General features: G+C 71.9%; 17 protein-coding genes. 10 read left to right on the top strand and 7 right to left on the bottom strand.

What is annotated here, in order from left to right:
• The first annotated feature begins 9 nt into the window (after positions 1-9).
• Genes ACZ3IG_RS05700 through ACZ3IG_RS05710 form a run of 3 tightly spaced genes read left to right on the top strand, consistent with a single transcriptional unit; the run spans position 10 to position 3,717 of the window.
• Positions 10-960 (top strand): carbohydrate ABC transporter permease, encoded by a 951-nt coding sequence (locus ACZ3IG_RS05700; RefSeq protein WP_467429371.1) that lies wholly within the window; start codon positions 10-12, stop codon positions 958-960.
• 2 nt (positions 961-962) lie between these two features.
• A complete protein-coding gene (locus tag ACZ3IG_RS05705; RefSeq protein ID WP_467429372.1) occupies positions 963-1,856 on the top strand; it encodes a carbohydrate ABC transporter permease in 894 nt (297 codons plus the stop codon).
• Between the two features lie 43 nt (positions 1,857-1,899).
• The gene (locus tag ACZ3IG_RS05710; protein ID WP_467429374.1) at positions 1,900-3,717 is read left to right on the top strand and encodes a glycoside hydrolase family 2 protein; all 1,818 of its coding nucleotides are present in this window, start codon (positions 1,900-1,902) and stop codon (positions 3,715-3,717) included.
• 49 nt (positions 3,718-3,766) lie between these two features.
• Here ACZ3IG_RS05710 and ACZ3IG_RS05715 read toward each other — a convergent pair whose 3' ends face one another.
• The gene (locus tag ACZ3IG_RS05715; protein WP_467429377.1) at positions 3,767-5,440 is read right to left on the bottom strand and encodes an RICIN domain-containing protein; all 1,674 of its coding nucleotides are present in this window, start codon (positions 5,438-5,440) and stop codon (positions 3,767-3,769) included.
• 129 nt (positions 5,441-5,569) lie between these two features.
• Here ACZ3IG_RS05715 and ACZ3IG_RS05720 point away from each other — a divergent pair, with 129 nt between their 5' ends.
• Complete coding sequence (locus tag ACZ3IG_RS05720) at positions 5,570-6,109, top strand: AAA family ATPase (protein ID WP_467429378.1); 540 nt, start codon at positions 5,570-5,572, stop codon at positions 6,107-6,109.
• Here the strand turns inward: ACZ3IG_RS05720 and ACZ3IG_RS05725 are convergent, their stop codons facing one another.
• From ACZ3IG_RS05725 to ACZ3IG_RS05735, 3 genes are all read right to left on the bottom strand, one after another.
• On the bottom strand, positions 6,110-7,252 hold the full coding sequence (locus tag ACZ3IG_RS05725) for a winged helix DNA-binding domain-containing protein (protein WP_467429380.1): 1,143 nt from the start codon (positions 7,250-7,252) through the stop codon (positions 6,110-6,112).
• Positions 7,253-7,256: 4 nt separating this feature from the next.
• Positions 7,257-8,288 carry an aldo/keto reductase gene (locus tag ACZ3IG_RS05730; RefSeq protein WP_467429381.1) on the bottom strand — a complete coding sequence of 344 codons (1,032 nt, stop codon included), beginning with the start codon at positions 8,286-8,288 and terminating at the stop codon, positions 7,257-7,259.
• 84 nt (positions 8,289-8,372) lie between these two features.
• Entirely contained in the window at positions 8,373-8,795 is a 423-nt protein-coding gene (locus ACZ3IG_RS05735; protein ID WP_403534410.1) for a VOC family protein, read from the bottom strand.
• A gap of 149 nt (positions 8,796-8,944) precedes the next feature.
• Here ACZ3IG_RS05735 and ACZ3IG_RS05740 point away from each other — a divergent pair, with 149 nt between their 5' ends.
• The 4 genes from ACZ3IG_RS05740 (at position 8,945) to ACZ3IG_RS05755 (ending at position 13,176) form a co-directional block, all read left to right on the top strand.
• Entirely contained in the window at positions 8,945-9,955 is a 1,011-nt protein-coding gene (locus ACZ3IG_RS05740; protein ID WP_467429385.1) for a helix-turn-helix transcriptional regulator, read from the top strand.
• 86 nt (positions 9,956-10,041) lie between these two features.
• Positions 10,042-10,590 (top strand): DinB family protein, encoded by a 549-nt coding sequence (locus ACZ3IG_RS05745; protein WP_467429387.1) that lies wholly within the window; start codon positions 10,042-10,044, stop codon positions 10,588-10,590.
• Positions 10,591-10,869: 279 nt separating this feature from the next.
• Positions 10,870-12,228, top strand: coding sequence for a D-alanyl-D-alanine carboxypeptidase/D-alanyl-D-alanine endopeptidase (dacB, locus tag ACZ3IG_RS05750; RefSeq protein ID WP_467429390.1), 1,359 nt, complete (start codon positions 10,870-10,872; stop codon positions 12,226-12,228).
• A gap of 177 nt (positions 12,229-12,405) precedes the next feature.
• A complete protein-coding gene (locus tag ACZ3IG_RS05755; protein ID WP_467430501.1) occupies positions 12,406-13,176 on the top strand; it encodes a GNAT family N-acetyltransferase in 771 nt (256 codons plus the stop codon).
• A gap of 4 nt (positions 13,177-13,180) precedes the next feature.
• On the opposite strand, the gene ACZ3IG_RS05760 is transcribed toward ACZ3IG_RS05755, so the two are convergent.
• From ACZ3IG_RS05760 to ACZ3IG_RS05770, 3 genes are all read right to left on the bottom strand, one after another.
• Positions 13,181-14,233, bottom strand: coding sequence for a YncE family protein (locus ACZ3IG_RS05760; RefSeq protein WP_467429392.1), 1,053 nt, complete (start codon positions 14,231-14,233; stop codon positions 13,181-13,183).
• 108 nt (positions 14,234-14,341) lie between these two features.
• Positions 14,342-16,375, bottom strand: a complete 2,034-nt coding sequence (locus ACZ3IG_RS05765; RefSeq protein ID WP_467429394.1) for a CocE/NonD family hydrolase — start codon at positions 16,373-16,375, stop codon at positions 14,342-14,344.
• Positions 16,376-16,387: 12 nt separating this feature from the next.
• A complete protein-coding gene (locus ACZ3IG_RS05770) occupies positions 16,388-17,692 on the bottom strand; it encodes an ATP-grasp domain-containing protein (RefSeq protein WP_467429396.1) in 1,305 nt (434 codons plus the stop codon).
• Positions 17,693-17,769: 77 nt separating this feature from the next.
• Here ACZ3IG_RS05770 and ACZ3IG_RS05775 point away from each other — a divergent pair, with 77 nt between their 5' ends.
• Positions 17,770-18,942, top strand: a complete 1,173-nt coding sequence (locus ACZ3IG_RS05775) for a glycoside hydrolase family 16 protein (protein WP_467429398.1) — start codon at positions 17,770-17,772, stop codon at positions 18,940-18,942.
• Between the two features lie 88 nt (positions 18,943-19,030).
• Positions 19,031-19,516 (top strand): SRPBCC family protein, encoded by a 486-nt coding sequence (locus ACZ3IG_RS05780; protein WP_467429400.1) that lies wholly within the window; start codon positions 19,031-19,033, stop codon positions 19,514-19,516.
• Positions 19,517-19,521: the final 5 nt, after the last annotated feature.

Genomic DNA, 19,521 nt, shown 5'->3' on the forward strand with positions numbered 1-19,521 from the left:
GTGACCCACGTGACCACCACCGCACCCCCCGGCGGCGACCTGCGCACCGGCTCGGGCCCGAGCCGCACGGACGGCCCCCGCCGCACCGGCCGGCGCCGCGGCGTCGGCTCTCCCGGCTCCGGCCTGGTCTTCGTCCTGCCGTTCCTGCTGCTGTTCGCGCTCTTCCTGGTCTGGCCCCTGGTACAGGGCCTGTGGATGAGCTTCACCGACTCCTCGCTGACGCTGCGCGAGACGTCCTTCGTCGGCTTCGACAACTACGCCGAGGCGTTCGGCGACCCGGACGTGTGGAGCAGCCTCGGCAACACCGCCTTCTTCACCGTGATCTCCAGCGTCCCGCTGGCGGTGATCGCGCTGGCGATGGCCCTGCTGGTGCACAGCGGGATCGCCGGGCAGTGGGCCTGGCGGCTGGCGTTCTTCGCCCCCTATCTGCTGCCCGTGACCGTGGTGACCCTGATCTGGACCTGGCTGTACCAGCCGGACCTGGGCTTCGCCAACCAGCTCCTGGACACGCTCGGCATGGAGCCCGTCGGCTGGCTGTCCGACGAGTCGGTCGCCATGTGGTCGATCGCCGCCCTGACCGTGTGGTGGACGGTCGGCTTCAACTTCCTGCTCTACCTGTCCGCCCTCCAGTCCCTGCCGACGACCTTCGACGAGGCCGCGGCGCTGGACGGCGCGGGCGCGTGGCGCCGGCTGTGGTCCATCACCCTGCCGCAACTGCGCCGGACCACCGCGCTGGTGGCCATGCTCCAGGTCCTCGCCTCGCTCAAGGTGTTCGACCAGATCTACATCATGACCAAGGGCGGGCCGGGCGGCTCGACCCGTCCCGTCCTGGAGTACGTGTACGACGTCGGCTTCACCGGTTACCGGCTCGGTTACGCCTCGGCGGTCTCGTACCTCTTCTTCGCGCTGATCGTCGTCGTCTCGCTCGTGCAGCTCCGCCTCTTCCGCCAGGAGGACTGACCGTGTCCGCTACCGCAACGCCCCTGAGCCCCCGGCGCCCCCGGGAGGCGGCCGGCTCTCCGCTGCTCCTCGGCCACGGCCGGCTGCCGCGCGTGCTGGCCGGGACCGCGCTCGTCGTCCTGGCGGCGGTCTGGCTGCTGCCGTTCGTGTGGGCGATCGCCACGTCCGTGCAGAGCGAACAGGACGTCTCCGAGCCGGGACTCTCCCCGTTCAAGGGCGCCTTCACGCTCGACGCGTACCGGCAGATCCTGGAACGCGGGGACGTGCCGGTCTGGGCGTTCAACAGCTTCCTGATCGCCGGCCTGGTCACCCTCATCACCGTGGCCGTCTCCACCCTCGCGGCGTACGGCTTCTCGCGGGGCACGTTCCGCGGGCGCCGGGCGCTGCTCGCCGTGACCGTGGCCGCCATCATGGTCCCGCCGCAGTTGCTCATCGTGCCGCTGTTCCAGCAGATGCTGCTGTTCGGCCTGGTCGACACCTACGCGGCGGTCATCCTGCCGCAGGTGGTCGCGCCCATGATGGTGTTCATCCTCAAGCGCTTCTTCGACGGCATCCCCCGGGAGCTGGAGGAGGCGGCCCGGATCGACGGCGCCTCCGAGTTCCGGGTGTTCCGGTCGGTCGTCCTGCCGCTGTCGCGGCCGATCGTGGCCGCGGTGTCGATCTTCGTCTTCATCGGGGCGTGGAACAACTTCCTGTGGCCGTTCATCGTGACCAACGACTCGGACCTGATGACCCTGCCGGTCGGACTGGCCACGGTGCGCGACTCCCACGGCGTCCAGTACGTGCCGGGGATGGCGTCCGCCCTGCTGGCCGCGCTGCCGCTGATCGTGGTGTTCCTGTTCTTCCAGCGCCGCATCGTCGACTCCGTGGCCACCACCGGCCTCGGCGGTTCCTGAACCCTTTCCCTCCGCTCTGCCCGATCGATCCACTGGAGCATGTGTGCCCACTCACTCCGTACCGCGCCCGGAGTACCCGCGACCGCAGTTCACGCGCCGCGACTGGCTCAATCTGAACGGCGCCTGGCAGTTCGAGACCGACCGGGGGGACAGCGGCCTGGAACGCGGTCTGCTCGGCCGGGAACTGCGCGGCGAGATCCTCGTGCCCTTCCCGCCCGAGTCCGAGCTGTCGGGCATCGGTGACACCGACTTCCTGCACGCCGTCTGGTACCGGCGGGCCCTGACCCTGCCCGCGCAGTGGGCGGGACGCCGGGTGCTGCTGCACTTCGGCGCGGTCGACCACGACACCACCGTGTGGGTGAACGGCGAGGAGGTCGCCCGGCACCGCGGCGGCTTCACGCCGTTCACCGCCGACCTCGGCGACATCGCCGGTGCGGGCGAGGAGGTCGTCATCACCGTCCGGGCCCGCGACCCCAAGTCCGGGCCGCAGGCCCGCGGCAAGCAGGCCGTCCAGTACGCCAACCACGACTGCAACTACACCCGGGTGACCGGCATCTGGCAGACCGTGTGGCTGGAGCCGGTACCCGACGTTCATCTGCGCCGTCCCCGGATCACCCCGGACCTGGCCGGCAGCGCCTTCCACCTCGAACTGCCGCTGTCCGCCAACCGTCCCGGCCACCGCGTACGGGCCGTGCTGACCGACGGCGACGGCGAGGTGAGCCGCGCCGAGGCCCGCGCCGACCTCGACCTCGCTCCGCGCCTGCGCCTGCCGGTGCCCGAGGACCGGCGCCGCGAGTGGGGCCCGGGCGACCCGCACCTGTACGGGCTGCGGCTCGAACTCCTCGACGCGCGGGGGGAGACCGTCGACACCGCCGAGAGCTACGCCGGTCTGCGCGCCGTCGGCCTGCGCGGCAAGGCCGTCCTCCTCAACGGCCGCCCGGTCTTCCAGCGCCTCGTCCTCGACCAGGGCTGGTACCCGGACGGGCTGATGACCGCGCCGACCGACGAGGCACTGGTCCGCGACATCGAACTGGCCCTTCAGGCCGGCTTCAACGGCGCCCGGCTGCACCAGAAGGTCTTCGAGGAGCGCTTCCTCTACCACGCCGACCGCCTCGGCTACCTGGTCTGGGGCGAGTTCGGCGACTGGGGCTGCGAGACCGGCGGCTCCTCGGGCGACAACCAGAAACCCGACGCCTCCTACGTCGCCCAGTGGCTGGAGGCCCTGGAACGGGACTACTCCCACCCCTCGATCATCGGCTGGTGCCCGCTCAACGAGACGTACCAGAAGCTGCACGACCGCATCACCCAGCTCGACGACGTCACCCGCGCGATGTTCCTGGCCACCAAGGCGATGGACACCACCCGGCCGGTGATCGACGCCTCCGGCTACGCGCACCGGGTGGCCGAGACGGACGTCTACGACTCGCACAGCTACGAGCAGGACCCGGCCGCCTTCCGGCAGCAGATGTCGGGGCTGGCGAAGGACGAGCCGTTCGTCAACGCCTACGAGAACGGCGCCGCCTACTCGCAGCCGTACCGGGGACAGCCGTACTTCGTCAGCGAGTTCGGCGGCATCTGGTGGGACCCCGAGGCGGCGGCCGAGCTGTCCGGCGAGGACCGCACCCAGTCCTGGGGTTACGGCGAACGGGTCCGGGACGAGGACGAGTTCCACGCCCGGTTCAGCGGCCTGACCGAGGTGCTGCTGAGCGACCCGAACATGTTCGGCTACTGCTACACCCAGTTGACGGACGTCTTCCAGGAGCAGAACGGCGTCTACCGCTTCGACCGCTCCACCAAGCTGGACATCGCGCGGGTGCGCGCCGCGCAGCTGCGGCCGGCGGCCATCGAGGAGCAGGCGTAAGAGCGTGAGAAAGGGGGGGCGGGGCCGCGCGGCCCCGCCCCCCCCTTTCTCACGCCCGCACCAGCCGCCAGATCTGCGGCTGGAGCCCGTTGCAGGTGTACTGCTGGACGTTGGCACCAGCCGTCCGCGAGCCCTGGGCCACGTCCAGGCACTGCCCGCTGGAGCGGACGACCGCGCGGTAGTAACCCCGGCCGACGTTCTCCAGCTTCCAGTCCTGGGCGGCGGCCGCGTTGCAGTACCACTGGCGGACGTTGGCGCCGGCGGTGGCGGAGCCGTTCTCCACGTCCAGGCAGTGGCCGCTGTTGCGGCCGGTGAGCGTGAAGTACCCGCCGGTGCGCGCCTTGACGGTCCAGTCCTGCGGGCCCAGGCCGTTGCACGTCCACTGCTGGACGTTGCCGCCGGCCGCGCGGGAGTCGGCGGCGACGTCCAGGCACTGCCCGCTGCCCGCGTTGACCAGCCGGTACACCGCCCCGTCGACGACTCCGGCTCCGTCACCGGTGCCGGTGACCGAGCCGGTGGCGTAGTACGGCTTGCAGACCGTGCCGTCGAAGTCGGTGGCGATCTGCAGGACGGTGCGGCCGTCGGCCGAGGGCAGCAGCGGGGAGCTGTAGTTCTGGCAGTAGTTGATCTGCGGGTCGGGCACGTCGACCGGCGCCTCGATCTCGTACCAGGGGCCGCTGCCGTTCTCGGTGTTGGCGAGGATCGTCCGGCCGCTCCCGGCGGCGACGCTGCCGTCCTTGTTCAGCAGGCGCTGCCCGATCAGCAGCAGCCGGCCGTCGGCGCCGCCGTTCGGGTCCGGGGCCCAGGCGATGGTCGGCGTGGCACGGAAGTACTTGCCGTCGACCGTCTCGGGGCGGACGCCGAGGCCGGTGACGCTCCCCCAGTTCCAGCCGTCGGCGGAGGTGCGGTAGTGCACCACGCACTGGTACTGGCCGCCGGGGGTGCAGATCTCGTAGCTCATGAAGTAGGTGCCGTCGGGGAGTTCGCGCACCACCGGCATACCGGGCCGGTCCGTCTGCAGGGAGCTGGCGACGGTGTCGTGGCGGCCCTGCCAGGTGACGCCGTCGTAGCTGCGTACGGCGACGAGTTTCTGGCTGTGCGCGGAGTCCGTCTCGTCGGAGTAGTGGCAGACCAGCGCGCCGTCCGAGGCGATGGAGAACTCCGGTTCCCACAGGCCGCCGGTGCCGGTGGCGACGGCGCACGCGGAGAGGTAGGACCAGGTGCGGCCCACGTCGTCGCTCCGCCAGACGCGCAGCGCCATCCGGCGGTCGGTCTCGTCCTGTCCGGCCGAGGAGGCCCAGAGCAGGGTGCCGGCCGGCAACGCGCCGACCTGCCGGGGCAGTTCGAAGAGGGTGGTGCAGCAGAGCCCCTGGCCGGACGCCGACTCGGGGTCGGAGACCCGGCCGACCTCGCGGAAGGTGGCGCCGTTGTCGGTGCTCTCGTGGATGGCGCCGACGCCGTTGTCGCCGTCGAAGGTGACGACACTGGCGAGGATCCGGCCGTCGGCGGCGCCGTTGTGGGCGAGGCGGACGGCGCGCGGGTACAGGCCGGTGCCGTCGCGCAACGGGGTGTCGGTGGCCGTTGCGGAGACGGCGTCCGTCGTGGAGGTGGCGGGGGCCGCCTCGGCGGGCGCGGCGAGCACCAGGCTCGTCAACGCGACGGCGAGGGCGAGCAGCAGGGCGTGGGGGCGGCGGCGTCCGAGGGCGTGGAACAGGCGGAGCATCAGCGGGTTCTCCTCTCCTGCGGGCTTCCCGGGACCTTCTGGGAAGCGGAATGCGCGCCAGGCTAGAGCCGCATGTACATCGATGTAAACAGGCGTGCACAGGGGGAAGCCTTGTGACAGGCTGCGCCGGTGGATGACGCGGAAGTGCTGCTCGTCGGAGGACGGGCCGGTGTCGGGAAGACGACGGTGGCGTGGGAGGTGTCCGTGCTGCTGCGCGCCGCCGGGGTCGCGCACGCGGTCATCGAGGGTGACTTCATGGGGCAGGCGCATCCGGCCCCGCGGGGCGACCCGCACCGCGCGGAGATCACCGAGGCCAACCTGGCCGCGGTGTGGGGGAACTACGCCCGGCGCGGCTACCGGCGCCTGGTCTACACGAACACGCTGTGCGTCCTGCCCGGTACCGCGGGCATGTTCGAGCGGGCGATGGGCGCCGGGGTGCGGATCGTACGGGTCCTGCTCACCGCCTCCGACGCCACCGCCCGCGAGCGGCTGACGGGCCGTGAACTCGGCTCGGAGCTGGACCAGGAGCTGCGCGGCAGCCTGCGCAAGGCGCGGCTCCTCGACGAGCGGGCCCCGGCGGACACCGTGCGGGTGGTGACGGACGGCCGCCGGGTCACCGACATCGCCCGGGAGGTGGTGGCCGCCACCGGCTGGGCCGCCGGGCCCTGATCAGCCGTGCCGCTCCAGCCGTACGCGGCCGGCGGTGTCGTCGCTGTGGTCCTCGGTACCGCCGTCGGCGTCATCGGTGTCATCGGTCAGGAAGGCGGCCAGTGCCCGGCCCTCCTCGGTGACGTCGGCGCGCTCCGCCGGGGAGAGGGTCCTGAGCGGGGTGACGACGAGGGTGCCGAGGTCCATGGTCCAGGTGGCGGAGACCCGGCCGTCGACCAGGACGACCCGTTCGCCGGCGACCGACAGGCCGCGGTGGGCGTCGTCGATGACACGGGTGCGGTCGTGGTAGCCGAGGATCGCGTTGTCGAACGCCGGCAGGAACCGGACGGGTGCGGGGGTGTCCGGGTCGGGGCGCGGCGCGTCCGGCAGGTCGAGGAGTTCGCGTCCTCGCTCGTCGCGGAAGGTGACGAGTTCGTCGCGCACGGCCTTGACGGCGGCGGGCAGTCCGGTCAGGCCGCACCAGGAGCGCAGGTCGGCGGAGGCGGCGGGTCCGTAGGCGGCCAGGTAGCGGCGGACCAGGGTCCGGCCCACGGGGTCGGAGCCGTCGGCGGGGAGCGGGTCGGGGTCCCTGCCGAGCCAGGTCGCCAGCGGCAGGTTGCGTACGCCCGCCTTGGCCCTCCACAGCCCGCGCGGCGGCAGCTGGGCCACGGGGACGAGGGCGGCGACGAGCAGTTCGCCCAGGACCCGGCGGGGAGGTCCGGGCCAGCGGCCGTCGAGGGCCTGGACCAGTTCGGCCATGGTGCGGGGCCGGCCGTCGGCCATCACCGCCCGCCCGGCCGCCGCGACCTCCTCCAGGTCGAGGCCGGCGAGTTCGGCGCGGTAGGTCGTCACGACCCGCTGCCGCAGCATGCTGTCGTGCCGGGCGCGCCAGGCCAGTGCGTCGTCGGCGGTCATGAGGTGGACGGTGCGGCGCATCAGGTGGGTGCGTACGGCCGTGCGCCGCGTCAGCAGCGTGTCCAGGTGCGGGGGCCGGAAGGCCCGTATCCGCGACCAGAGTCCGGTGAAGGGCTCCTGCGGCTCCTGGGCCTGCATGCCGCACAGGTGGGTGATGACGTCGAGGGCGGGGGCGGTGGTCCGGTCGAGCAGGAACTGCCGGGCGAGCATGGCGCGGTTCAGGGCGCGGGTGTCGAGGACGGTCGTCATGGTCTCAGGCCGCGGCCCGTTCGCCGGCCGGGCGCCTGCGCAGGGCGGGGCGGGTGAGGGACGGCGGAGTGTAGGACACGTCGATGGGGCCCACGTCGGTGCCGGGCGGGACGATCTCGTCGATCCGGTCGAGGACGTCGTCGCCGAGTGTGGTGGCCGCGCCCGCGAGGAGGTCGTCCAGCTGCTCGCGGGTGCGGGGGCCGATGATGGCCGAGCTGACGTCGGGGTGGGCGGTGGCGAAGGCCATGGCCAGGTGGGGCAGTGACAGACCGGCCTCCTCGGCGACGGTGGCGAGCCGCTGCACGGCGTCGAGTTTGCGCTCGTCGGTCAGGTGCGCGGGCACCCAGCGCATCCTCTGGTTGTCCGGCCGCGGAGCGCCCTTGCGGTACTTCCCCGTCAGCAGTCCCATGGCCAGCGGGCTCCACACCAGGACGCCCATGCCGTACGTCCGGCAGACCGGCAGCACCTCGCGTTCGATGCCGCGGTTGAGGAGGGAGTACGGGGGCTGCTCGGTGCGCGGCCGGTGCAGTGCGCACCGCTGCGCCGTCCACTGTGCCTCGACGATCTGCGAGGGCGGCAGGTTGGAGGTGCCGATCGCGCGGACCTTGCCGGCGCGCACCAGGTCGGTCAGCGCGGACAGGGTCTCCTCGATGTCGGTCGTGGGGTCGGGGTGGTGGAGCTGGTAGAGGTCGATGTGGTCGGTCCGCAGGCGGCGCAGCGACTGTTCCACCCCGGCGATGATCCAGCGCCGGGAGCTGCCGCCGCGGTTGGGGCCCTCCCCCATCCGGCCGTTGACCTTGGTGGCCAGCACCACGTCGTCACGCCGGCCCTTCAGCGCCTTGCCGACGATCTCCTCGGTCTCGCTGTAGCCGTAGACGTCGGCGGTGTCGATGAAGTTGATCCCGGCGTCCAGTGCCCGGTGCACCATCCGGGCACAGTCCTCGTGGTCGGGGTTGCCCAGCTTGCCGAACATCATCGTGCCCAGGCAGTAGGCGCTGACCTGGATGCCGGTGCGGCCCAGCTCACGCGTTCTCACAGCGGTGGTTCCCTTGGTTCGCGGCGGAAGGGCGGAGGGGCGGGGTGCGGCCGGCCGGCCGCACCCCGCTGGAGGAGGGGGAGGTCAGCCGTTGTACGGGGCGGCGACGTCCAGCACCCAGACGACGCCGAAGCTGTCCTTGAGCATCCCGTACAGCGGTGCCCAGGCGGAGGGTGCCAGCGGCTGCACGACGGTCGCGCCGGCGGACAGCTTCTCCCACAGGCCGGTGATCTCGTCGGCGTCGTCACCGCGCACCGAGACGAAGACGGGGTTCTCGCCCGGGTGGTACGGCATCGCGGACGGCACGTCGTAGGCCATGACGTGGAAGCCGTTGTCCGCGGTCACCTGGCCCCACATCACCCAGTCCGCCTCGGCCTGGACGGGGACGTTCCCGGTGTCCTTGTAGGTCACGGCGACGACCTGGCCGCCGAAGACGGAGGAGTAGAAGTCGAGCGCGGCGCGGGCGTCGCCCCGGAAGTTGAGGTGGGTCGTGGTCTTGATGGACATGGGGGCTCCTGGCCTGTGGTTCCGCGTGCGGTTTCGGGTCGGACGCCGGCCGGTGACGGTCCTTGTCGGACCCCGGCCGGCGTCGGTGACCTCACACTCGCAGGGGTAGCGGACAGGGTGTGTCCGCTACCGGGAGGAGGATGTGTCCCATGCCGAAAACGTCCGCACGACTGCTCGCGCTGCTCTCGCTCCTCCAGACCCGCCGCGACTGGTCCGGAGAGGAACTGGCCGACCGGCTCGACGTGAGCGCGCGCACGGTCCGCCGCGACGTGGACCGGCTGCGGGAACTCGGCTACCCCGTCACGGCGGTCAGAGGACCCGACGGCGGCTACCGCCTCGACGCCGGATCGCAGCTGCCCCCGCTGCTGTTCGACGACGAGCAGGCCGTCGCCCTCGCGGTGGCGCTCCGGACGGCCACCGTGACCGGCGCGGGGATCGCGGAGGACGCCGCCCGCGCCCTCACCACCCTCCGGCAGGTACTGCCGGCCCGGCTGCGGCACCGGATCGCCGCGCTCCAGGTGACCGTGGTCGCTCCGCCCGAGGCCGAGCCGGTGCAGGCGGACAGCGGGGTGCTGATGGAGATCAGCGGCGCGATCCACGCCCGTGAGGAACTGCGCTTCGACTACGCCACCGCCTCCACCGCCGCCCCGGGCCCGGAGGACACCGGCGTCGCACGGCGCCGGGTGCAGCCCCACCACCTGATCGCCTGGCGGGGCCGCTGGTACCTCCTCGCCTGGGATCTGGACCGTGCGGACTGGCGCACCTTCCGCGTGGACCGCGTCTCCCCGCGCACGCCCACCGGCCCCCGCTTCACCCCGCGCGAGGTGCCGGGCGGTGACGTGGCCGCCTTCGTCGCCGGGCGGTTCCGCGGCTCCGACGGCCCGGCCGGCCGGCCCTGCCGGGGCGAGGCGGTCCTGGACGTGCCCGCGGCCTCCGTCGCTCCCTACGTACAGGACGGAATGGTGGAGGCGCTGGGCCCCGGCCGCTGCCGGGTGGTGCTCGGCTCCTGGTCGTGGATGGGGCTGGCCTCGGCGATGGGCCGGTTCGACGCCGGTCTCCACGACGTCCGGCCCGCCGAGCTGCGCGAGGCGTTCGCGCAGCTGGCCCGCCGCTGCGCCGTCGCGGCCGGCGAGGAGCCGGACGCGTCCCCGGCGGGGTGAGCGTGTGGCCGGGCGATGTCAGTGGTGCCTGCCAGACTCCACGGGACCCCGGCCGACCCCCGGGGCCCCGGACCGGAAGGCGGACCATGAGCGACACGCCCGTACCCCAGCACTACGCGCCCCGTTGGGCCGCCGGCGCCCGCCCCGCACTGCCCTCCGTCGGCACCGAACGCGAGACCCTCGGCGCGTTCCTGGACTGGCACCGGGCGACGTTCGAGCAGAAGTGCTCCGGCTTGTCCGCCGAGCAGTTGTCCACGCCGGCGGTGCCGCCGTCCGGGATCTCCCTGCACGGCCTGGTACGGCACCTGGCCGGTGCCGAACGGTGGTGGTTCCGTATGCAGTTCGCCGGTGAGGACGTCCCGATGCTGCACTACTCCGACGACGACCCGTCCCAGGATTTCGAGCGGCTCGACGGTGATCCCGAGGAGGCCTTCGCCGTCTGGCGCGCGGAGTGCGAACGGTCGCGGCGGATCGTCGCCGCTGCGGCGACGCTGGACGAGACGGGCATCCGTGCGCGTACGGGAGAGCCGGTGTCGCTGCGCTGGATCATGGTGAACATGATCGCGGAGTACGCCCGGCACAACGGTCACGCCGATCTGCTGCGCGAACGCCTCGACGGTGCCGTCGGGATGTGACACGGCCGGTACCGCCGCGACCTCTTGCACCAAAGGGCAGGAGAACCTGCCCGACAACACCTGAAGGAAGCCTTCAAGAGGGCGTCCCGGAAAACGCCTCCGCACTTTACTTCTCGTCAAAAGGACGGCTTTCTGGCTCACGCCGTCACGAACCGGTCATGGTTCGTTGCAGTTCGTTCACACACAATCATTCTGCATCTCAGTTGCTCATCTGACGGCTGGTAACGTGCCCGCCGTTCCACCCCACAGAACGATGTACCCGATCTCTGGATTTCGTTTATGACTGGCACGCCAGAAGAAACCCCCACGAACACCTTCTCCCCCGGCGGTCACCGCCGGCACCGCAAGGCGAGAGTGAGCCGCGTCGGCGCGCGCCGGGCCCTCGTGCTCGCGATGGCCGTGCCGGTGGCCTCGGCCACCCTGGCCGGCACGTCGGCGTTCGCCGCCGACAGCACCTCCACGACGGCGACGCAGGGCATCTCGGTCGACGGCCTCGACGCCGACGACGCGCAGTTGGTGAAGAACCTCACCGAGCGCGTCACCGACGAACGCCTGGGCTCCGACGTCAGCGGCGTGGTCCTCGACGCCGACTCGGACACCGCCCTGTGGGACCACAACGGTTCCACCGCGCTCATGCCGGCCTCCAACGCCAAGCTCGCCACGGCGACCACCGCCCTGACGCTGCTCGGCGCGAACCACGAGTTCACCACCAAGGTCGTCTACGGCGACGGCACCCTCACCCTGATCGGCGGCGGCGACCGCACTCTCACCAGCGACGACCTGGCCGAGATGGCGAAGACGGCGGTCGACGGCCTCAAGGCCGCGGGCGTCACCGACGTCAAGGTCCGCGTGGACGACAGCCTGTTCGCCGAGCCGACCCTCGCCAACGGCTGGAACGAGGGCTACTACCCCACCGAGGTGGCCCCGGTCCGTTCCCTCGTCGTCGACGGCGCCGCGGTGAACGACACCTCCATCGACGCCGGCAACGTCTTCGCCGAGCAGCTCGCGGCGCAGGGCGTCACCGTCGACGGCGAGGTCAGCCGGGCGACGGCGAAGCAGTCCGACGTGCCGGTGGCGCAGCACAAGTCGGCACCGCTGTCGTCGATCGTCAAGCAGATGCTCAAGACCAGCGACAACAACATCGCCGAGACCCTGCTGCGGATGACCGCCGTGGAGATGGGCAAGCCCGCCACCTTCGAGGGCGGCGTCGAGCTGGTGCGCCAGGTGCTCAGCTCGTACGGCATCTCGCTCGACAACTTCGAGATGTACGACGGCAGCGGTCTCTCCCGTGCCGACCGCATCCCGGCGGCCACCCTCGCGCAGCTCCTCGACTCGATCACCGAGGCCCCCGCCCTCAGCTCGATCCTGGACGGCCTGCCGGTCGCCGGCGAGGCCGGTGCCAGCCTCGGCCCGGAGTGGGGACGCTTCGACGACGCCAACTCCGAGTGCGCCGTCGGCAAGGTGCAGGCGAAGACCGGCACCCTCACCGGGGCCATCGCGCTGAGCGGTGTGACGCAGACCGAGGACGGCGAGTGGCGGATCTTCTCGTTCATCGAGAACAACTCCACGGCCGCCCCGGCCGACATCAAGGACGCCATGGACGGCCTCGCCGCCACGGTGAACGGCTGCTGGGCCTGAGCCGCCGCACCTGAGAGGGACACCTCACCTCGCACGGCCCGTCTGCGCGTCGCCCACCGGCGGCGCGCAGACGCGTGAACCCGGGGCCCCTTTTGCTCGTTGACTTTGCGACAGCTCTCCACGCACACGACCGTTTGAGGAGTTTCGGTGAAGGATCTCGCGGACTCGACCGAATCGATGGAGCAGCTCGCCACGGTGTGGCGGGTCATGGTCCTCGACCGCGACCCGGGGGCAGACGTACGTGACCTGCCGGGCATCGCCGTCCGCTGGGCGGACAGCCGCTTCGCCTTCTGGAACTGCGTCACGCTGACCGAGGTGAAGGCCGACGCCGCCCTCCTGGCCCGGCGGCTGGCCCAGGCCGCCGACGTCATGCGGTCCAAGCGGCACCCCGGTTTCCTCTGGCTCTTCGAGGACCTCCTGGACGACGCGGCCCGCGCGGCCCTGGACGACGCAGCCGGACGGGCGGGACTCCGGCTCGCCTTCCCCGGCACCGGCATGGCCGGGGACCTGCTGCCCGTGCCCGACCCCGTCCACCCCGACCTGACCTTCACGCGGGTCCGCACCGACGACCACCTGACGGCCTACGCGGACCTCAACTCCCGCGCGTACGGCTTCCCGCTCGACGAGGGCCGCGACGGGCTGGCCGGCTCCGCGCTCTGGAAGAACGACGTGTACGCCTATCTTGCCCTGCGGGACGGGGTCCCGGTGGCGTGCGCCGGAGCCGTGCCGGCCGACGGCCGTCTCTTCGTGGCCCTCGTCGCCACGGACCCCCGCTGGCAGCGCCGGGGCTACGGCGAGGCCGTGACCAGGAAGGCGCTGCACGAGGGCGCGCGGGCCACCGGGCTGACGCGGGCGACGCTGCACGCCACGGAAGCCGGCGCGCCCGTGTACCCGCGCATCGGCTTCCGGCCGAACTCGCCGATCCGCTTCTACGCGCTCGGCGGCTGACCCCTCAGCGGGCGGCGAGGGTGATGCGCGTGACGCGGTCCTCGCCGCCCGGCCCCGAGGCCGACTTGTCCAGGACGTAGGCGGTGCCGTCGTGGCGCACGTGAACGTGGTTGGGGAGCGCCGCGGTGGCGATGGTCTCCGTGACGGTGCCCGGCCGCGGGGCGACGACGGAGACGGTCGCGGCCAGCCGGTTGACGACCAGGACCCGGCCGGAACACGGGTCGGTCGCCACGGACTTGGCGCCCTCGCCGGTCGTTATGGACCGGGTGACCGCGCCCTTGCGCAGATCGACGACCGACACCGTGCCCGCGCCCTGGTCGGCGGTGTAGGCGGTGCGGCCGTCGGCGGAGAGCGCGACCGAGAGGGGGCCGTCCCCGGTGGGGGCGGTCCGGGGGACGTCGGACCGGGGGGTGATGCTCAGGACGCGGTCGTGGGCGAAGTCGGCGGCGTGGACGGTGCCGGTCCGCGCGTCCAGCGCCAGTCCCGTCGGACCGGCCCCCGCCACGGTGACGCGCCTGACCTCCCGGTACGTACGGCTGTCGAAGGCGACGACCGAGCCGCTGCCGTAGGCGCTCGCCCACACCAGGTCGCGCTCCTCGTCCACGACGACCTCCCGCGCGTGTTCGACGCCGGGCACGGTCGCCAGGTGCCGGCCGGTGCGCTGGCTGTAGACGGCGACGCTGTCGTTGCGGGTGTTGGTGACCCACACCGTGTTGTGCTCGTCGTCGACGTCGATGCCGTAGACCGCCTCGATGGTGCCGTCGGTCTCGTCGAGCGGGGCGTCGAAGGCCGCCTCCACCTCCAGGGTGTCCGGGTCGAGCCGCACCAGCCGCGACCGGATGACCGCCGCCGGGGGCTGCCCGACCGACGCCGTCGCCCACAGCACGTCGTTGCGCTCCGAGTACGCGGACTGGTAAAGCCCCTGGACGAGCGGTGCGGAGGTGACGGACGAGGCGGGCGCCGCGGCCTCGGCGTTCGCCGGCACGAGTGCGCCGGCCAGCGCGAGGGCCACGGCGCCCGCGGCGGTCAGGGGGACACGTCGGTGGAGGGTAGGCATGGGTGCGGTCTTTCTGCGGGTGCCCCACTGACGAGGGCAGGCTGAAGGTGTTCCCGAGGTAAAGCTTAGGTAAGCCTAAGCCAATGGGATCTTCAGCGGAGGGGCGCCCTACAGCAGATCGCGTCGGACCGTCTCGTTCCAGGTGCGGGAGAAGACCCGGCGGTCGCCTTCGTAGCCGTCGAGCGTGGCGTCGACGTGGAAGTCTCGTTCGTCGCAGGTGAGCCGGGTGTGCGTGACGACGCGGACGTCCCAGTCCGCGCGCCGGAACGTCATGGTCCAGGTCGACTCCCCGCTGACGGAGGTGAAGTCGTCGGCGACCGCCGCGTAGCGCTCGTGGGCGCGGCGGCCCACGTCCAGGCCGATCTCCTCGAAGCGGACCGTGCCGCGGTCCTTCACGATGTCCAGTGCGGCGTGGTAGTCGATCAGGTCGCGCCTCACCTCCCAGCGTTCCTCGGGCGGGGTGAGCTGCGTGGTGGCGAGCGGCTCGGTGCCCTCCGGTTCGCCGAACGGGGCGGCCGGTGTGCCGTCGGGCGCGTCCGCCGGGCGGACCGGCAGCGTGAGCGTGCTGGAGTGCTCGCGGACACCCAGGCGGGCCGGCTTCGGCGGCGGCCAGGCCAGCGGCCAGTAGGACGTCGACAGGGACAGCCGTACGCGGTGGCCGGGCGGGAAGGTCTGCGCCACTCCGTTGAGGTGGACGGTGGCGCGGTAACGGCGGCCGGGCTCCAGGGGTTCGGGGTGCTCGGTGCTCTCGTGCCGGGTGAGGTTGAGCAGGCCGTACGTCACCCGGGTCGCGGCCCCGTCGGGGCGGACGTCGGAGAGCCGGGCGGCCACCATGGCGACCGGCTGGTCGACGCAGAGGTCGAGGTCCACGGTCGGCGAGCCGAGGATCTCCAGCGGCTCGGTGAGCGGATCGGTCTCGAAGACGAGGGAGCCGCCGTCCTCCTCCCGCTGGTCGTAGGGCAGGTCGGGGGGCGCGTTGTACGAGGCCCATTTTCCGCCGAACTGACCGACGGACAGCGGCGACTGCACGGTGAGCACCTCACCGTCCCCGTCGGCCGCGGGCTCACCGGGCGGCGCGATCCGGTGCCGTACCAGGGGGTGGGCGACGGGGTGGACGTTGGGTGAGGGCCAGGACGGCTCCGCCACCCAGCGGCCGGGCCGTTCCTCGTAGGCGGTGGACGGCGGCACGCTGTCCTGCATCCAGGTGTGCAGCATCGGGCCGTCCATGACGCCGTTCTCGGCGCCCTTGAGCCAGTGGTCCCACCAGCGCACCACCTCCTGGAGGTAGCCGATGGCGGGGCCGGGCTCACCCAGGTGGGGGTACTTGTGCGACCAGGGCCCGATCAGTCCCTTGCGGGGGACGTCGAGGCGGGCCAGGAGCCGGGTGACGGCGTTGGAGTAGCCGTCCGCCCAGCCGCTGGAGGCGAGCACCGGGCAGCGGACGTCCTCGGGCCGCTCCCCGACGGAGGCGTGCCGCCAGTAGTCGTCGCGGCGCTGGTGGCGCAGCCACGGCAGGACCCAGGGCTCGGTGTGCTCCAGGCGCTCCCGCCACATCTCGCGCCAGCTCTCGCCGACCACGGCCGGGTCGGGCGGGCAGGTGGCGTAGGCGAACATGGTGCCCGCCTCGGCCAGGTTGTCGGAGAGCATCGCCCCGCCCATGTAGTGCATGTCGTCGGCGTGCCGGTCGTCGGTGAAGGAGGCGATGACGATCGCCTTGAGCCCGGGCGGCTGCCGGGCCGCCACCTGGAGGGCCGCGAAGGCGCCCCAGGAGATGCCCATCATCCCCAGGGAGCCGTCGCACCAGGGCTGCTCGGCGAGCCAGGCCAGCACCTCCTCCGCGTCGCGCTGTTCCCGCTCCAGGTACTCGTCCTTCAGGACACCTTCCGACTCTCCGGTGCCGCGCAGGTCGACGCGGACGCAGGCGTAGCCGTGGCCGGCCAGGTAGGGGTGGTGGACGGAGTCGCGGACGGCGGTCAGGTCGCGTTTGCGGTAGGGGATGTACTCCAGGACCGCCGGCACGGGGTCGTGGTCGGAGGAGGTGGGGCGCCAGATCCGCGCCGACAGGCGGACGCCGTCGGACAGGGGGACGACGACGTGTTCCTCTTCCTTCGTCGCGTACGGCAGATGGGTCACGTGGCGCATGCGGCGGCCTCCTTACGCGCGCGGTCCCGCTCCGGGCTCGTCGATCACGAGCCCGAGGGCCGCCACGCACTGGTCGAACTTGCGGCGCAGGTCTTCCTCGTCGTCACCGCCGGTGAAGATGTGCGCCACCTCGTAGCTGTAACTGTCCTGCTGGGACAGGTCCGAGAGCCGCTGCCCCCGTTCCGGTATGACGTGGACGCGCACACCCGGTATCTCGCGTTCGATCCGCGCGACCTCCTCGGGCGAGGGCACCTCGCGCACCACGCCGTCCGTGAACCAGCGGTAGTACCACTTGGCGGCCATGGCGTACTCGCCCTGCCGGTACGGCATCGTGGGATCGGTCCCGAGGGCGAGGGCGACCATGCAGTGGTGGTTGGGCACCCCGTCCACGTACTCGAACAGCTCGGCGTGCGACTGGGAGTGGCGGGGGTTGATCTCCAGCAGGCTGACCTCCTGCGTCTTCGGGTCGTAGAAGTACTCCACGCTGAAGGTCGCCGAGTCGAAGCCGATCCGGGTCATCACGCGCCGGGTGACGTCGTGCAGCCGGTCGATCACCGGGGGCGGCAGGGTGGAGGGGTACTGGTGGCGCAGGAAGCACGGCGAGTCGGGGTAGTCGATGGAGTCCAGGGTGCCGTACACGGTCACCTCGCCCTGGTGGACGTAGCCCTCCACCGCGACCTGGATGCCCGTCAGCGCCTCTTCCGCCAGGCACACCCGGCCGCCGACGCCGTCCATCTCGGGCGGCAGGTCGACCCGGTCGAGGACGTGCTCGAAGGGGCGGCCGACCCGGGAGATGCCCTCCCGTATCGCGGCGGCGGCCTTGCGGAACTCCTGCTCGTCCTTGACGCCGAAGGCGAGTTCGGAGGAGTAGGACAGGGCGGGTTTGAGCCACATCGGGAAGCGCAGGCCCTCCGGGACCGGCGGCGGATCGGCCTCCAGGTCGACCCGGCCGAAGCGCGGCAGCGCGTCGGTGACCTTGCGCTGTTCCACCCGGCTCCAGTATTTGTGCTCGCACTTGACGATCGACGCGAGGCTGGTGCCGCGGGTGCCATAGCGTTCGCCCAGGATCGGCACGAGGGTGCTCACCGGGAAATCCCAGTAGCCGACGATCGCGTCGACGCGTCCGTCGAAAGCGTCGAGCACGCTCTCCGCTTTCTTGATCACTTCCGGTAGCGACACCTCTCCGTCCTGCAGTTCCCCGACGGTCAACAGGCCGTGGAAGCGCAGTGATTCGGCGCCCGGTACGGCCTGGAGCGTCGGCAGATTGGCCTCGTCCAGGCCGATCACGAAAATGTTCTTCTTTTCCTCAGCAGACAACGGCTCTCCCTTCCAGAATGGGCGGAGTACCCTGCCTTGTCCCGGCCAACCTCGCCGTACCGGAGGGGAATCACGCGATGCGGACAACACGCCGGCACGCCAGGCCGAAGCCGCGCTCACTGCGTATCGGCATCCTCGTCACCGCCGGGGCCGTCGCGACGGCGGCCCTTTCCCTCGCCACCGCGGCCAGTGGCGACCCCTCAGGTCCTCGCGTCACCCAACTCGGCCTCGGACCGGGGCACCTCACCGCCGGGCAGCGCGCGTCGGCGCGGCTGGAGATCACCGCGGACCGGTGCGTCACCGCGGACCGGGTCACGGTCGCCGTACGCGACGACGCCGGCCGCAACCTCGACTTCCCGGGCGCGGAGTCCGGCGTACGGCTGTGCCCGTCGGGCCACACCTTCACCTCGGGGGCGCGGGAGTTCCCCGCGGGCTCGTACACGATGTTCGGCTCGTGGCGGGACACCGACGGGGTGTGGCATCCGCTGCCGTCGATCACCTTGAACGTCGGTGCGACGCCGAAGACGGAGCCGACGCCGGAACCTGAGCCGGCGCGGGAGCCGGGCGGCGGCGGTCCGTCGTGGGATTCGTCCGGCGCGTGGAAGCTCCGGTTCTCCGACGAGTTCGAGGGGGACTCGCTGGACACCTCGAAGTGGAACACCGGCTGGTTCGGCACCGGCGTCACCGGCCCGGTGAACAGCGCCGAGGACGCCTGCTACGACGCGCGGAACGTCGGCGTGTCCGGCGGGGCGCTGCACCTGAGGCTGACCGGTGAGGACGCCTCGTGCAAGGGGAAGGCACGCCGGCACACCGGGGCCCATGTGAACACGATGGGCACGTTCTCCTACAGCTACGGCGCCGTCGAGTACCGGGCCCGCGTCCCGTCGACGGACGGCGAGGTCGCGAACTGGCCGGCGCTGTGGGACACCGGCGAGTTCTGGCCCCGGGACGGCGAGACCGACACCATGGAGGGCCTGTCCGGCGAGGTCTGCTCGTACTGGCACGCCACGGACACCGACCGGGGGCACTGCCCGTCCGGCGATCTCACCGGCTGGCACACCTTCGGGCACCGGTGGGAGCCCGGGAAGATCACCTGGTTCTACGACGGGAAGCCGGTGCACACCCAGACGTCGGGCGTCGTCGGCTCCCCGCACTATCTGGTCATGCAGAACACCCAGGGCTCCTTCGGCGGCCCGACGCTCGTGCCGGCCGACCTACAGGTCGACCGGGTCCGTGTCTGGACGGGATGACGGTCACGCGGCAGGACCAGGACATGTGGCGGCCCCTCGGGGGGCACCCGAGACTGGGAGAGGACGAGCGCTCGGAGACAGGCGGGTCATGGGCACCATCGAAGAGACCATCGAGATCGCGGTGCCGGTGCGCACCGCCTACAACCAGTGGACCCAGTTCAAGGTCTTCCCGCGGTTCGTGTCCGTGGTGCGCGGCGCCGAGCAGATCAAACCCACGCTCGTCCGCTGGCGGGTCGGGCTCGGTCCGGTGCACCGCGACTTCCTGACGGAGATCGTCGAACAGCGGCCGGACACGGTGATGCGCTGGCGGGTCCTGGGTACGCGGGTGCGCGGCGAGGCGGTGTTCGCCGCGCTCGCACCGGACCGGACGTCGGTCACGGTACGGACGGGTCCCGCCGACTCCCTCGGGATCACGCGGCGTGTCCTCGGGTCCGGGCTCGCGCACTTCAAGGAGTTCATCGAGGGACTGGGGGAAGAGTCAGGGGCCTGGCGGGGCACGATCCGCGACGGTCATGTCCTGCCGGCCGAGGCCGTGCCGGCCAGGAGCCTGGTCCCGCACTGGCCGCACGGCTGACCCGA

It is taken from the genome of Streptomyces sp. NPDC016677 (genome assembly GCF_055562815.1).